Here is a 12,338-nt window from a genome sequence, read left to right as displayed (position 1 = left end):
AAAAAGTTTTTTTCGGATTTTTAGAAATTTACGAAAGAACTAAAACACCACCTTGCTACAATCTAAATAAAGGATATAAAAGGAGGTTTGAACAAAATGTATGGAGCAATACTTGGAGATATAATCGGAAGTCCCTTCGAATTTGACAGAGGAAAGCAAACAAAAGATTTTGAACTGTTTAGTAAAGGCTGCACATTTACCGATGATACTATTATGACCGTAGCGGTAGCTGAAGCACTGTTAACTGCTGAAAGAGATTCAACTGTAGCAGACATAGAAACGTTGGTTACATATTTTATGCAGGGATGGGGCAGAAATTATTTATATGCAGGATATGGCGGAAGATTCAGATTTTGGTTAATGGAAAACAATCCAAAACCGTATGAAAGTTTCGGAAATGGTTCAGCAATGAGAGTTTCAGCGGCAGGATGGTTATATGATTCCATTGAAAGAACAAGAGAGGTCGCAAGAGCAACCGCAAATGTTTCACATAATCACCCGGAAGGTCTAAAGGGAGCAGAGGCAGTCGCAAGCGCAATTTATTTGGCAAGGAACGAGTTAGATAAAAAAGAGATAAAGGAATACATAGAAAAGGAATTTGATTATGAGTTGGATAGAACTCTTGATGAGATAAGACCTTATTTCTGTATGAATGAAACATGTCAGAAAACAGTTCCAGAAGCAATAACAGCATTCTTGGAAGCAAAGGATTTTGAAGATGCAGTAAGAAATGCAGTATCATTGGGTGGAGATACCGATACACTTGGAGCAATAACGGGAAGTATCGCTGAAGCATATTTCGGTATTCCTATGAATCTAATAGATGAATGTAATAAAAGAATAGATATAAACATAAGAGGAGTTGTTGACAGATTTGAGCTTGCAGTCAAAAAGAAAAAATAATAACTTATTTAGAAAATACATAAATAGAAAAAGTAAATAAAAGAGGAAAGAAAGGTGGAAACAAGAAAATGAAATATACAGGAAAATCAGAAAATAATGTAGATGTTGAAATAAACACATATGACGACATAGAGAAAATAACACTAGAAAGCAAGTATGAAAGAGCAAAAATAAGACTTAAAAGGTTAAATATAAAAAAATCATTATACAATTTCACCGAATTATTCATTATTGGAATTATGACGGCATGTTTATACAACCTTATTTTTGACAGCCAACAGATTTTATTCTTTATGGTAATGGGAATAGCCTTTGTATACTGCATATTAAGCGCAGTCATACCTAAGATAATAGACAGACATTTCGATGCAAAGGAAGATAAGTACTTAGATGACCGATTGTTAACATCAATAGATTTAACACAGCGAATGTTAAGCAGAGCTGATTTGAGCAAAAATTTTGAAATTAAAGACAATGCTTTAGTATACTACGACAAAGACATAAAAGATGAAGAAAATCTAAAATTATTTCTGTTCCCTAATATAACAAGCAAATGGAATGAGAATAAATATCAGATAAACACAATTATAGACAAAGAAAGAGTGAAATCATACATAGAAATTAAAGTTCCTGAAAGTGTATATGAAGAAATAGAAAGTAATTATGATGATACTCTCAATGAAATAATGGAAGAATTAAAAAATGTTTATTAGATTAAAAATAGAAATAGGTATATGGGTCAAATCATACGACAAAATATGTGATGCAGGTTTTAAGATTAAAAATTTTGAATCAAAAGAAATAACAAATGAAATTATAGAATATGTAAGAAAACACCCAAATGTATTCAAAATTTATGGACCAGGATTTTATTTTTATACAAGAGAAGAATTTTTGAATAAATTTAACAATATAAAAAGAAAAAATATTTAAAAAAAAAGGAGAAAAGTTTATGATTTTTTTTATGATAACGTTACTATGTTTTAATTTTATAGTCTTTAAAAAGGAAGGTACTGCATTGTATACGTGCGGAATGTTTTTAAGTCTAATCTTAGTATGTTTTTCGACACTGATGATAAACAATATAAGTAAAAGTAAAGTAAATAATTATAATCAGGAAAATTTAGCAAAATGTCAGGTTGAAAAAGTTGATGTAGAAAAAGTTGATATAGATGAACTATACGCATCTTCAGGAATCGAAGCACAACCGTCTAAAGACAATGTATATGAAATTACATATGTAGTTAATAACATGACTAAAACAATGAATATTTCAGGTGAATCGTTATTTGTTGAAAAATCAGATGCAGATAATTCGTATATTATCCGTTACAATATTAAAAAGGAAGTGTCAGGTTTTGAAATATTATTTTCTTTAAAATTCTTAGATTTACTTCCTCCATTTTCAAGCGAAACGATTTATGGAATTTATATGTAACTTCGTAAAAAATTAGTAAAATAAAATAACTCGAAATAAAAATCTCAAATATTTTTGAGATTTTTATTTTTTTTTACGAAAGAATTGAAATGACGGTTTGATAAAATTTTTATAAATACATATGAAAGGAAGTACCAATATGGTACTAAGGTAAAAAATATGATTAAATTTATAATTCTAGGTGTAGTTGTTGTAGTGGTTTTACTTTTAATTCTTACAAGTTATGTTAAAGCCCCGCCAAATGAGGCTTTCATTATTTCAGGTCTTAAAAAAGAACCAAAAATTTTAATAGGAAAAGCAGGCTTCAAATTGCCAATACTTGAAAGACTTGATAAGTTGACTTTAAGTCAGAAAACAATTGACATTAAAACAGAAGGCTATATTCCTACAAAAGACTTTATCAACATTCAGGTAGACGCAGTGGCAAAAGTAAAAATAGGAACAAGTAAAGAAATGATGTCCCTTGCAATGAAAAACTTCCTTAACAAGAAAAATGAGGATATTATTTTAGACCTTCAGGATTCCTTACAGGGAAATATGAGAGAAATAATTGGAACAATGGACCTTAGAGACATTTGTAACGATAGAAATGTGTTTGGAAACATGGTTCAAGAATCAGCCTCAAAAGACATGGAAAAACTTGGCATTGAAATTATTTCATGTAATATCCAAAATGTAACTGATGAAACAGGTCTTATCGTAGACATGGGTGCAGACAATACAGCAAAAATAAGAAAAGATGCAAGTATTGCAAAAGCAGAGGCAGAAAGAGATGTTGCAATTAAACAGGCAGAAGCAGATAAGGCTGCAAATGATGCGAAAGTTGCAGCGGAACTTGAAATAGCTCAGAAACAAAACGAGCTGGCTATTAAACAGGCAGAACTCAAAAAGGAAGCAGATATTAAAAAAGCTGAAGCTGATGCAGCATACAAAATACAGGAACAGGAGCAGAGAAAATCAATAGAAATAGCATCTTCTAATGCAGATATTGCCAGACAGGAAAAAGAAGCTGAGAAAAAAAAGCAGGAAGTATATGTGAAAGAACAGGCTTTGGATGCAGAAATTAAGAAAACGGCAGAAGCAGACAAATTCAGAAGACAGCAGGAAGCCGAAGCAGAATTGTTTGAAAGACAAAGAAATGCAGATGCTCAGAGGGCGGAAGCCGAAGCTAAAAAATATGCTTTAGAACAAGAGGCAGAAGGTATCAAGGCTAAAGGTCAGGCAGAAGCAGAAGCCATAAAGGCTAAAGCGTTAGCAGAAGCAGAAGGTCTTGAAAAGAAAGCAGAGGCGATGAAGAAATATGGGGGAGCAGCCATTCTTGAAATGTACTTTAAAGCACTTCCTGAAGCAGTGAAGAACGCAGCAGAACCTCTGGGTAACGTAGATTCAATCACAATGTACGGTAACGGTAACAATGAACAATTGGTTAGTTCAATTATGAATACTGTAAATCAGGTAAATGATGGAATTAAAGGTTCAACCGGATTAGATATAAAATCTATGCTTGCAGAAATGACTAAGAAGAATGAAGATGAAGAAATTCCACAGACAGAAAGCAATAATTTCAAAGAAGTAGAAACTGAAGAAAATACAGTGGATGTAGACAGTGAAGATAGTACGATTGATAAAGAAGAATAGCATAGAACCTTAAATAAAATGGAGAAATCTTAAAAAAAGAGATTTCTCTATTTTTTTACGAAAGAATTCAAAAAACAGTTTGATAAAATTAATATAAATAAAGAATTTAAAATCATAAATGGAAGGAAGAAAGAACATAGAAAAAACTTATGAGATTAAAGAAAATAATCTTACCAACATCAAGATTGAAACAGATGACAAAATAAAAACTTTAGATGAAAACCGAAACAAATGTTTAAAAGTAATTATAGGATTAATGTTTTCTTGTTTTTCTGTCTTAATATTAGTACCTGTAATAGTTCTTAATACGAAAGACATATCTTGCATGATGCAATTTAAACTTTCATTTGAAATTATTTTTGGATATAGTATCTTCACAATTTTCATACTCTCAATAATTTCACTAATTTTTATGCCGGGAGATTCTGTAAAAAGGATTTATAACATTCAGCAAAAATTAGAAAATAGCGAACAGTTTTCTTCAATAATTTTTACAAGATTGAAAGAAGATGAAATTGAAAATTGGGACAAAGATTACATTTTATTAAAAACAGAAGTTGATGAGAAAAATAGAACAGCAAATATAAAAGTATATGTACCGTATAATTCATTATTATTTTTGTAATTGTTGTTCATAGTAGATAAGGAGTATGTTTATGAAAAAAATAATTTTAATTGTATCTATTTTGTTAATAGTTTGCGGTATTACACCCGTGTTTGCCAATCAAGAAGAAACCATTATTGTAAATAGAAAGACGTATAGCTTAATTGAAGAAACAGAGAGCAAAAGTCAAAATAAAGCAGAGGAACAAAATAATAAAGAATATAAAATTAAAATCGTCAATAAAAGGAGAAATAAGATGAAGTCTTTTTGGGAGAATTATCTGTTACAAGTTGTATTTTTTTCTTTATTTGCTGTAATTATAATTTTTAGTATATCAGACCTTATTATCAACAAAAACATAACTTCAAAGGAGAATATTGTTGATACAGTTCAAATTGTAGATTCTTATGAAAATACAACCGGTGGCACAATGACTCTTGTTGGAAAAACACTTGTACGTACTCCTAGTACTACACATTACAATATAGTTGTTAAACACAAGGGAAAAGAATACAAAATTGATAATTATAATACATATAAACAATTTAAAGATAAAAAAGGACAAAATGTAAAAGCAATGATGGAAAAAATAACATACAAAGATAAAAAGATTAAGTATGAAATTAAGAATATATATGAAGAAAATTAGGAGAAAAATAATGTTATTTACGAAAGAATTGAGAGATTGATTTGTTATTATCAAATCGTAACATAAAAAATCATACAAATTTATCAAAAGAGAGAAAAATGATTGGTTAAAAACAATAAAAAAGGAGAAATAAATAAAGATGATGGGAATTATAATTTTAATTGCTGCTATTGTATTATTTTCAGTAATTTTTATTTTAATATGTTTATTCATAGGAGAGTTCATAGGAGAGCAAGAAGGAATGTTTATAAGCGGCTTTTGTATTGGTGCTTATAACATTATATTATCATTGATTATAAGCGGCTTATTATTAACACCAAACATAACAATAAAAGAAATGACTTTGTATCAAAATGGCAATATTGAAATCAAAGGCACAAATTATTTTGGAAGTAATGACACACGTAAGTTTTCATTTTCAGATTATAAAGTGGTAGAAAGCGATGATAATATATGTATAGGATTCAAAGATAAGATTGAACTTACAGTTGAATATTATGAGCAATATGAAGATGCATTAAAAAACGAAAAATCAATAACAATAAAGATTAAAAAATAGAGAAGGAGAAAATGTTTTATGATAGGATATATAATTATAACAATAACTACTGTTTTACTTTTTGGTTTCATTACAATTGGAGTTATGGAAATTGAACGAGTTGGAATACTTATAGGAGGAATAATTATTACATTTTTATTATTTATAGGTTCTTTATATTTAGACACAGCTTTAACTCTAAAAGAATTTACTGTATATCAAAATGGCAATATCGAATTGGAAGGAAAAAATTATTTTGGAGATAATAATATACATAGATTTTCATTTTCTGAATGTAATGTTGTAAAAGGCTCTAGTAATACATATTCAGGCTTTGGGAAAAAAATTAAGCTTACACCTGAATATTATGAACAATATAAAGCTACATTGAAAGATGAAAAGTCAGTAACAATAGAGATAAAAAAATAGATAAAAAATTTGCGAAAGAATAGAGCATATGGGCGAAAAAGTAATTCCCTACATTTTATTAAAAACAGAAGTTGATGAGCAAAATAGAACAGCAAATATAAAAGTATATGTACCGTATAATTCATTATTACTTTTGTAATTGTTGTTCATAGTAGATAAGGAGTATGTTTATGAAAAAAATAATTTTAATTGTATCTATTTTGTTAATAGTTTGCGGTATTACACCCGTGTTTGCCAATCAAGAAGAAACCATTATTGTAAATGGAAAGACGTATAGCTTAATTAAAGATACAGAGAGCAAAAGTCAAAATAAAGCAGAGAAACAAAGTAATTACGCAAATGAAGAAGAGTCAGAATCTATAGCAACAAAAGAAAATAAAGAAACAAACGTAGAAAAGAAAACATCCGATAATGATAGTTCTGTTCATAAAAAGTCTGATAATGTACTAGATAGTATTTCCAAAATATTTATTATTGTATGTATAATGAGTCTTGTATTTCTAGCATATATTTGATTCGAAAAAGGAGGACTAACTAATGTTATTTTATTTTGTGTTTATATTTGCAGTTATATCTTTAATTTCAGGAATTATGCTTAATAAGGAAGAGTTGTCGCTACATTCAAGAGTATTAATTATAACTGTGTCAATTATATTAATAGTTGCAGATGCAAGTGTTGCTGTATATTTAGGTACAACAGATTTAGATAAGAGTAATTACTACAATAAGTATTATAAAGAAAAAGAAAGAATAAAGGCAGAAAATATAAAAATTGTTGAGGAAAAGAAAAACAGTAAAAGTGATGATACTTCTTTGTCATCGTCAACATTCAACTGCATTATTACATTTACTGATGAATACTCAATTGAAAGAAGTATAAAAGCAAAAAGAAGCAACATAAGTATTTCGGATGGAAGTGAAAATATTATAATTAAGAAAGAGCTAGACCTGCCGGATATAGAATTAATAATTAATCCATTTTCGTTTTTCAATGCAAAAACTAAATATGAGATTATCAAAACTAGCGAGGAGTAAATAAAACAATGGATAAAACAAAAAATAGCAAGAAAACTAAATATTTACTAATAATATGTTGGGGATTTTTTCTTTTTACATTTGTTTTTCAATTCATAAATGAAACACACAGAGAAGAAGACAACTACATATATTGCGAAATACTTCAACAAAATGATGAAAGCAACATGCAGGTATCGTTACCTAGCGGAAAAACAGAATGGATAGTCAGAAAAGATGAACAAATAAGTGAAGATGGTAAATATGTACTGCTGCATATAGTGAGATACTACAATCGACTAAATCAGTTAAATGCAGAAAATATATTAGAAACAACTATAAGAAATATTAAATAAAGAATCCCCCAAAAAGGGGATTTTTTTATTTTTAGAAAAATTTTAAAATTTATGTTTTTACGAAAGAATTGGAAAAACACTTTGCTACAATCAAACCATAGAAATATTATGATGGTTTAAAAACCGCAAAAAAGATAAAAAAGGAGAAATGTGTATGACGATAATAGTACAACCATTTAGATAAAGATTTAATGACAAGTACAGGAGCGATAAAATAAAAATTTTTTAATTATAAAAATGTGCTTGAAGTAGAGGAACTTGTGGTGATTAAATTTTACAAAAAATGAGAAAGGATGTAAATTATGACAAAAACATTTACAATTGGAGACCATATCTACTTTCCATGGTTTGGAGATGTGTATGGAGCAGTAATAATTGATATTGACAAAGGTATGGATGTTAAAGGAATTCCATATGCAATTGCTAAGTTGCAATTAGACCTTGCAGGTGGAGAAACTCATTGTAAGATGAGCAGCATATATAAGACAGAAGAAGAGTGTCTTAATGCAATTAGAAAAAGGTCAAAAAAAATGGTTAAAGAATACAAAGAGTCCATCAAGGATATTAAAGAACTTGTAAAATTTATGCATATTCATAATATTTCATCTGCAAACGAATATACAGAAGAAGAGGCTAGGCGTGCTGCTTGTGAGAGAGCAAAAGAACTATTGAATATCGACTTGGAATATTAGATTTTATCATGCAAATTGGAAAACAAAAAATAGTTGCAAAAAAGAAAAATATTAAAATTAAAGAGGAAGGAAAAAATTATGAATTCTGAAAATCAGGAGGTGAAACTTGCTATGATTGCATTAGGAAAAGTTCCTTTTTTTATATTAGGAATTGCAATAATGGGAATTATTACAATGATGCTAGGTGGAATTTATTTATATTACAAAAAAAAAGACAAGGAATATATAGTGTTAGCTACAGAACTTTCACGATATTTATCAGTTTTGGGAATAGGCATAGCTGCAATGTCGTATGGTATAAGGCTTACTGTAGATGATGCAATTATATATATTTATGTAATGGCTTTAATAACATTATTTATTATAGGGTTATTTGTAACTGAAGTTACATGGGAATATTAGTAGAAAAGGAGAAAAAAATGATTTTACTTTTAATTGCAGTAGGTTCATTCTTTGCTGGTTTGCTTCTGGCTCATGAATGTGAAAGAAAATATCACTTGTTTCTTTTATTATGCTACATAATTTGTGGTTTATCATTGTTCGGGCTTGTGGTATTTTCAAGTTCACCTACAGATTATAGTACATATACAATTACACAGTTGGAAAAAATCAAAATAAGTAAAACTGAAGTTTCAAACATTGAAAAGTTAAAGATTTCAATAGCAGGGAATGAGACAGAATCAAATCCTAATAATTGCAAAATTAAATATTCAACAAACATATTGGACTCAAAGGTGGATACTGATACATACCACATCAACATTCAAAAATCAGAAACAGGTGAAAAGTCAATAGTAAAGTATAAGGTCAGACGAAAGATTTCTCACTTCAAATTATTATTCAGCCTTGATGCTTTGGGTGATATGGAAACTATGGTTTATGTCATTTATGATTCAGGCTTACTGTAGATGATGCAATTATATATATTTATGTAATGGCTTTAATAACATTATTTATTATAGGGGCATTATTTATTATAGGGTTATTTGCAATTGAAGTCACATGGGAAGATTAGTAGAAAAGGAGAAAAAAATGATTTGGATTATATTAATAATTATATCAGGTGTAATTGGTACATGCTTAATATTTAAGGACAAGGAAAAAGAGCTAAGTATGCTTCTTGCTCCACCTATGTCTATTTTTTTACTATTGGTTTTTACCAGTGTTAGCTATGGTATTGATTCAGTACTTCCACAACCTGATTTCAGTACATATACTATTGGGCAGTTAGAAAGCATTAAGACAAGAGAAACTAAAATATCAGACATTGATAGGCTAGAAGTAAACATGAAAGAAGATAATGGAACTTGTGTTGTTGTGTATTCATCCGGCTCAGTAAATAATGAAATTAGCACTGACTCACATCATGTGAGCATCCAAAAATCAGAAACAGGTGAAAAATCAATAATCAAATATAAGGTTAAAGAAAGAATTTCAACTTTGAAATTTTTATTTGTGTTACCTACAAGTCAGGAAGAAACGGTTTATGTAATTTATATGTAATTTATAAAAAAACTTTTATACATATATATGCTATATACATGACTTTTTCACGTAAAGGAGATAAATCAATATGAATAATTTGGAATTAATTTTGGAGAAAATACCTTGTTTTATTATAGGTTTACCCGCTGTCGGAATACTTGCATCTGTAATAGGAATTTTTGTATGTATCAAGTTCAAATACACAAAAGGTTTTATACAATGCATAGAATTTGCAGTTATTTTTTTTACTATTGGAATGTTATTGTTTATAATACAACAATTTATAAAATTAAATATAAATGATTTATATATGAGAACATTGTTCTTTTTATTTGCTACGATAATAGTATTTTATATATTTTTAACTATCATTTGTAAAAAATTAGAAAAAATAAAATAATAAGTAAACAATTTAAAATCATAAATGGAAAGGAGAAATAAGATGAAGTCTTTTATGGAAAATTATTTATTCGGTGTTATGGTATTTTCTTTTTTTGCTGCAATTATTATTTTTAACATACCAAATTTTATTAGTAATAAAAACATAACATCAAAAGAGAATATTGTTGATACAGTTCAAATTGTAGATTCTTATGAAAATACAACCGGTGGCACAATGACTCTTGTTGGAAAAGCACTTGTACGTACTCCTAGTACTACACATTACAATATAGTTGTTAAATACAAGGGAAAAGAACACAAAATTGATAATTATGACACATATAAACAATTTAAAGATAAAAAAGGACAAAATGTAAAAGCAATGATGAAAAAAATAACATACAAAGATAAAGAGATTAAGTATGAAATTAAGAATATATATGAAGAAAATTAGGAAAAAAATAAAAGAGTTCGAAAATAACAAAGGAGAATATGAATAATGTTAATTGTTAGTATATGTGGAATTATTGGGTTGTTAATAGGAAAAAAGGTTGGTTCTTGTGGTGGTTGGTTTGAAGCTATCTTGCTTGGGACCATTTTTGCGGGACTTAGCCTTGGTATATCAGAAATGTTTACACCTTTGTTAACACCTCTTATGGCAAATATAGCCCCGGTAGAAACTGAAGTTATTGAAAAAAAGATATATGCTCTTAATGATACATCTTCTAATCAAGGAACTCATTATCTTTATTCCGGATACATAAATAACGAACTAAAGTATAGATATGTTGTTGGTACTTCAAACGGAAAACAAGTTAAAGAAACTAAAACTACTAATGTGTTCATCAAAGAAGAAAATTGTGAACCAAAGGTTAAAATATATAAAAGGGTTTTAAAATATAAAAGTTATAGTTGGCTCTTTTTTGTAGAATTACCGGATGAGGATAAAGTTGAATTTTATGTTCCAGAAAACACCGTGATAAATGATTAAAAGATTGATTTGCAATAATGATTGAAATGAAAAAAGTAAAATATTGAAGAAAATAAAATAGTGTAATAAAATAAGACATAAAAGGAATAAGGAGGTATTATATTTTAAATGAAAAAAATCAAAAATCTTAAATATGTCATTGCAATGATGATGATGGCATTATTTGTATCTTTGGGAAACACAAATAACGTTGATGCAGCAGCAAAACTAAAGGTTCACTTTGTTGACGTAGGGCAGGGTGATGCTACTTTGGTACAGTATGGTCATTCATACTCATTGATTGATACCGGAAAGGAAAGTAATTACTTAGACTTAAAGGATTATCTTAAGAAAATAGGTGTCAAAAAAATTTCGTCATTAATTTTAACACATCCCGATTCGGACCATATTGGAGGAGCAGATTTGGTAATCAGGGATTACAATGTTAAAACGGTGTATATGACCGATAAGAGAGCAAAAACAAGGGAATATTACGAAGTTTTAAATGCGGCTGACAATTTCAATGCAAAAATAAAAAAAGTCACAAAAAGCGACAAAATTCCGTTTGGAAAATTAAAAGGTGATGTGCTTTCAGCAGACGCAAAAGCGGATGATACAAATGATTCTAGTATCATTATCTTGTTAAAAAATAAGAAAAATTCATTCCTGTTTACGGGCGATGCAAGCGCTAAGTTAGAAAACACAATTACAGAAGAATATGACACAAACATTGATGTTTTAAAAGTGTCACATCATGGAAGCGGTTACAGCTCTGCAGCATTGTTTTTGAAAAAAGCAAGCCCTAAAATTTCCGTTATAAGCGTTGGTAAAAATAATAGTTACGGACATCCTGAAAAATATGCTCTAAAGAGAATAAAGAAATTTTCTGATAAGGTATACAGAACGGATGAAGACGGAACTGTTGTTGTAACTTCAAACGGAGATAAGTTAAAAGTATCTACTACGGTTGCAAACACAAATAAATCAAGTAAAACAAGTACAAAGTCATCAAGTACAAGTAAATCAAGTAGTTCAAGTAGCAATTCGGCAAAATATTCAAGTACTACAACAAGCAGTAGTACAACATCATCAACAACGGTATACATAACAAATACAGGTTCTAAGTATCACGAAGCAGGATGCAGATACTTAAGCAGCAGCAAAATTAGTATTAGTTTGACAGATGCAAAGAATAAAGGTTACACACCATGTAGTTTTTGTCATTAGAAATGGAGAAAATG

20 protein-coding genes are annotated in these 12,338 nt (G+C 28.9%); all 20 read left to right on the top strand.

Going from position 1 to position 12,338, the window contains the following annotated elements:
• Window positions 1–96: 96 nt before the first annotated feature.
• Entirely contained in the window at window positions 97–903 is an 807-nt protein-coding gene (locus N5B56_RS01760; RefSeq protein WP_260978249.1) for an ADP-ribosylglycohydrolase family protein, read from the top strand.
• 68 nt (window positions 904–971) lie between these two features.
• A complete protein-coding gene (locus N5B56_RS01755) occupies window positions 972–1,616 on the top strand; it encodes a hypothetical protein (RefSeq protein ID WP_260978248.1) in 645 nt (214 codons plus the stop codon).
• Entirely contained in the window at window positions 1,606–1,836 is a 231-nt protein-coding gene (locus tag N5B56_RS01750; RefSeq protein ID WP_260978247.1) for a hypothetical protein, read from the top strand. Before N5B56_RS01755 ends, N5B56_RS01750 begins: the two co-directional genes overlap by 11 nt.
• A 19-nt stretch (window positions 1,837–1,855) precedes the next feature.
• Window positions 1,856–2,341 (top strand): hypothetical protein, encoded by a 486-nt coding sequence (locus tag N5B56_RS01745; RefSeq protein ID WP_260978246.1) that lies wholly within the window; start codon window positions 1,856–1,858, stop codon window positions 2,339–2,341.
• 159 nt (window positions 2,342–2,500) lie between these two features.
• The gene (locus N5B56_RS01740) at window positions 2,501–3,979 is read left to right on the top strand and encodes a flotillin family protein (RefSeq protein ID WP_260978245.1); all 1,479 of its coding nucleotides are present in this window, start codon (window positions 2,501–2,503) and stop codon (window positions 3,977–3,979) included.
• A gap of 118 nt (window positions 3,980–4,097) precedes the next feature.
• Window positions 4,098–4,604 (top strand): hypothetical protein, encoded by a 507-nt coding sequence (locus N5B56_RS01735; protein ID WP_260978244.1) that lies wholly within the window; start codon window positions 4,098–4,100, stop codon window positions 4,602–4,604.
• Window positions 4,605–4,635: 31 nt separating this feature from the next.
• A complete protein-coding gene (locus N5B56_RS01730) occupies window positions 4,636–5,232 on the top strand; it encodes a hypothetical protein (RefSeq protein ID WP_260978243.1) in 597 nt (198 codons plus the stop codon).
• A 139-nt stretch (window positions 5,233–5,371) separates the two neighbouring features.
• Entirely contained in the window at window positions 5,372–5,791 is a 420-nt protein-coding gene (locus N5B56_RS01725) for a hypothetical protein (protein ID WP_260978242.1), read from the top strand.
• An 18-nt stretch (window positions 5,792–5,809) separates the two neighbouring features.
• Complete coding sequence (locus N5B56_RS01720; RefSeq protein WP_260978241.1) at window positions 5,810–6,199, top strand: hypothetical protein; 390 nt, start codon at window positions 5,810–5,812, stop codon at window positions 6,197–6,199.
• Window positions 6,200–6,369: 170 nt separating this feature from the next.
• On the top strand, window positions 6,370–6,714 hold the full coding sequence (locus N5B56_RS01715) for a hypothetical protein (protein WP_260978240.1): 345 nt from the start codon (window positions 6,370–6,372) through the stop codon (window positions 6,712–6,714).
• A gap of 22 nt (window positions 6,715–6,736) precedes the next feature.
• Window positions 6,737–7,234: a hypothetical protein gene (locus tag N5B56_RS01710; protein WP_260978239.1), complete on the top strand. Its 498-nt coding sequence runs from the start codon at window positions 6,737–6,739 to the stop codon at window positions 7,232–7,234.
• Window positions 7,235–7,242: 8 nt separating this feature from the next.
• On the top strand, window positions 7,243–7,569 hold the full coding sequence (locus N5B56_RS01705; RefSeq protein WP_260978238.1) for a hypothetical protein: 327 nt from the start codon (window positions 7,243–7,245) through the stop codon (window positions 7,567–7,569).
• A 302-nt stretch (window positions 7,570–7,871) separates the two neighbouring features.
• Window positions 7,872–8,261, top strand: coding sequence for a hypothetical protein (locus N5B56_RS01700; RefSeq protein WP_260978237.1), 390 nt, complete (start codon window positions 7,872–7,874; stop codon window positions 8,259–8,261).
• 78 nt (window positions 8,262–8,339) lie between these two features.
• A complete protein-coding gene (locus N5B56_RS01695; RefSeq protein WP_260978236.1) occupies window positions 8,340–8,663 on the top strand; it encodes a hypothetical protein in 324 nt (107 codons plus the stop codon).
• A gap of 17 nt (window positions 8,664–8,680) precedes the next feature.
• Complete coding sequence (locus N5B56_RS01690) at window positions 8,681–9,169, top strand: hypothetical protein (protein WP_260978235.1); 489 nt, start codon at window positions 8,681–8,683, stop codon at window positions 9,167–9,169.
• Window positions 9,170–9,293: 124 nt separating this feature from the next.
• Entirely contained in the window at window positions 9,294–9,764 is a 471-nt protein-coding gene (locus tag N5B56_RS01685; RefSeq protein WP_260978234.1) for a hypothetical protein, read from the top strand.
• Window positions 9,765–9,834: 70 nt separating this feature from the next.
• Window positions 9,835–10,146: a hypothetical protein gene (locus tag N5B56_RS01680; protein ID WP_260978233.1), complete on the top strand. Its 312-nt coding sequence runs from the start codon at window positions 9,835–9,837 to the stop codon at window positions 10,144–10,146.
• A gap of 42 nt (window positions 10,147–10,188) precedes the next feature.
• A complete protein-coding gene (locus N5B56_RS01675; RefSeq protein WP_260978232.1) occupies window positions 10,189–10,581 on the top strand; it encodes a hypothetical protein in 393 nt (130 codons plus the stop codon).
• A 45-nt stretch (window positions 10,582–10,626) separates the two neighbouring features.
• Window positions 10,627–11,118: a hypothetical protein gene (locus N5B56_RS01670; RefSeq protein WP_260978231.1), complete on the top strand. Its 492-nt coding sequence runs from the start codon at window positions 10,627–10,629 to the stop codon at window positions 11,116–11,118.
• Window positions 11,119–11,226: 108 nt separating this feature from the next.
• On the top strand, window positions 11,227–12,324 hold the full coding sequence (locus N5B56_RS01665) for a ComEC/Rec2 family competence protein (protein WP_260978230.1): 1,098 nt from the start codon (window positions 11,227–11,229) through the stop codon (window positions 12,322–12,324).
• Window positions 12,325–12,338 lie beyond the last annotated feature (14 nt).

It is taken from the genome of Eubacterium album (assembly GCF_025336545.1).
GTDB lineage: Bacteria > Bacillota > Clostridia > Lachnospirales > Lachnospiraceae > Eubacterium_U > Eubacterium_U album.
Note: the sequence above shows the minus strand (reverse complement) of the source record. Positions and strands in the feature narration are given on the sequence as shown.